Raw genomic sequence first — 2,012 nt, 5'->3', positions numbered from 1 at the left:
AATAGATTTTTTGTATGATCAAATTTTTACAAATGCATCAGAAGCTATAAACAAGGATAAATGATGAATAAATATATAAAATATTTAATCCCAATATTATTTTTTTTATATGGAATTTTAGAAAAAAGTAATATTCATATACCAAGGATGTATTCAATTGACGGTTATGTTTTTATTGCCATTGGATTACTTGGAGTTTGTTCTTATGTATATATAGATTTTTTTAATAAAAAAAAAGTAGACACTGGGGAAAAGCATGACAAAAAAATATTAACTTTTGTTTGTTACATAGCGCTAGTCATGGCAATAGTTTATTTTGGTCTATATCTATTTGAGATAGTATTAAATGATTTGTTATTTATACTTACACTACTGATATTTGTCATATGTACAAAAAGCCTCAAGGCTTTGAAATGGTAGAGCTACAGGTAGACTGTGCTAGGGATTCTATTGGGTTTGATGGTGGGGATACTTCTTTGTATGGGTATGTTTTGAATGATCCTGTTCATTTAATTGACCCTATAGGGCTCGCACCTTTTGATTGGTTGAAGTGTTGGTATTACACCCACAAAATTTCTCCATATATTGATGAATGTAATCAAGCTATGAGTACAGAAGATCGTTTAGATAATTTACTAAAAAGTAATAAAGCATGGGTTGGTGCTTCGAATAACGAATGTTTTAAAAATAAGGATCCAGAGTTATATGAAAAATGGACAAATTGTTGCGGAGGTGGAGCATGCAAAAAATAGGTTTCTTAGTAGTTGGTTTTATAATCTTTGGGCTATTGTTCTTTGGGTTTGATGTATATAAAAAGAATATACAGGGACAAGCACATATTTCACAAAAACATGCCATGGTGCAAATTGAAGATGGAAATTTTACTAAAGCTAAAAAGCTTCTGAATGAATCGATTGAGCTATATCCATCATCCTTAGTGTATGAAACATTAGGTGATATCTTTTTGTTTGAGGGAAATAGGCAGTTTGCCATGAATAATTATAATCTTGCAAAAATACTGTGTGAAAATAAATGTGATGAAACATTAATTGTCATTTCATCCTACATGAATGAACCCAACTCAACCAAAACAAAAGAAAATCTAAGAAAATTGATACTTTACACAGAGAGTTTGATAAAACTTTCTAATAATAAAGAAATAATATACTTTAACTTAGGTAAATATTATCTAGTTCAAGGGGATGTTCACAGGGCTATTAAGATGTTCGAAGAGGCAAACCATTTATATCGTTATAAGAACCAAACTTCTCAAAAGGATGTAGATAAAATTATTTTGTTATTAACAGAGGAACTTTAACATTGAGGTGAGGTGATGAATGGCCACTTTTACTAATGCTATGGAGTATAAACATAATGTGAGAAGCGTAATAAAAATGTAGACTACTTTCCATTTTTTAATATCTCTCATTACGAAGCTCCAACTTCGTAATGCATACACAAATTAAATTTAAAAAAAGGAGAACCCAAAAATGTGTAAACCACCACTTTTAAAAGTTTCTTCTTTTGTAAACCCATTAGAACAAAGAGCAGCTAAAAAAGTAAACGGAATCATCACCGAAAAATATCTCTGGCAAGATCTGACAACACTGCTGGCAATTTACGATGGTAATGATAATCTCATTCAAAGATTTGAGTATGCGGGTCAGCGTACGCCATATGCCATGAGCTACAAAGGCCAACGCTACTACCTAGCTTATGACCAGGTCGGAACACTCAAAGCCATAGCTGATGAAGAGGGTACAATAGTTAAATCGATTGTCTATGACACCTTTGGAAATATCTATGAAGATAGCAATCCTGAACTAAAAGTACCGTTTGGATTTGCAGGTGGACTCTATGATGAAGATACTAGACTAACACGGTTTGGTTATCGTGACTATGATGCCGAAACTGGGAAGTGGACGGCTAAAGATCCTATCGGGTTTGATGGCGGGGATACTAATCTTTATGGGTATGTATTGAATGATCCGGTTAATTTGATTGATCCTAGG

4 protein-coding genes are annotated in these 2,012 nt (G+C 32.6%); all 4 read left to right on the top strand.

Annotated elements, in window-relative coordinates:
• Nucleotides 1-63: 63 nt before the first annotated feature.
• Nucleotides 64-420, top strand: a complete 357-nt coding sequence (locus tag IBX42_RS12240; RefSeq protein WP_294933212.1) for a hypothetical protein — start codon at nt 64-66, stop codon at nt 418-420.
• Nucleotides 414-752, top strand: coding sequence for a hypothetical protein (locus IBX42_RS12235; RefSeq protein ID WP_294933211.1), 339 nt, complete (start codon nt 414-416; stop codon nt 750-752). Before IBX42_RS12240 ends, IBX42_RS12235 begins: the two co-directional genes overlap by 7 nt.
• On the top strand, nt 740-1,318 hold the full coding sequence (locus tag IBX42_RS12230; RefSeq protein WP_294933210.1) for a tetratricopeptide repeat protein: 579 nt from the start codon (nt 740-742) through the stop codon (nt 1,316-1,318). Before IBX42_RS12235 ends, IBX42_RS12230 begins: the two co-directional genes overlap by 13 nt.
• Before the next feature lie 172 nt (nt 1,319-1,490).
• Nucleotides 1,491-2,012, top strand: a 522-nt coding sequence (locus IBX42_RS12225; protein ID WP_294933209.1) for an RHS repeat-associated core domain-containing protein, incomplete at its 3' end; no start/stop codon positions are given.

The sequence above is a fragment of the Sulfurimonas sp. genome (genome assembly GCF_014859695.1).
GTDB lineage: Bacteria > Campylobacterota > Campylobacteria > Campylobacterales > Sulfurimonadaceae > Sulfurimonas.
The sequence above is the reverse complement of the archived record's forward strand: the minus strand, read 5'-3'. Positions and strand labels throughout refer to the sequence as shown.

Excerpts from the sequence above, each read along its gene's own strand:
- IBX42_RS12235 (WP_294933211.1), top strand. The coding sequence starts at position 414 with ATGGTAGAGCTACAGGTAGACTGTGCTAGGGATTCTATTGGGTTTGAT.
- IBX42_RS12230 (WP_294933210.1), top strand. The coding sequence starts at position 740 with ATGCAAAAAATAGGTTTCTTAGTAGTTGGTTTTATAATCTTTGGGCTA.
- IBX42_RS12240 (WP_294933212.1), top strand. The coding sequence starts at position 64 with ATGAATAAATATATAAAATATTTAATCCCAATATTATTTTTTTTATAT.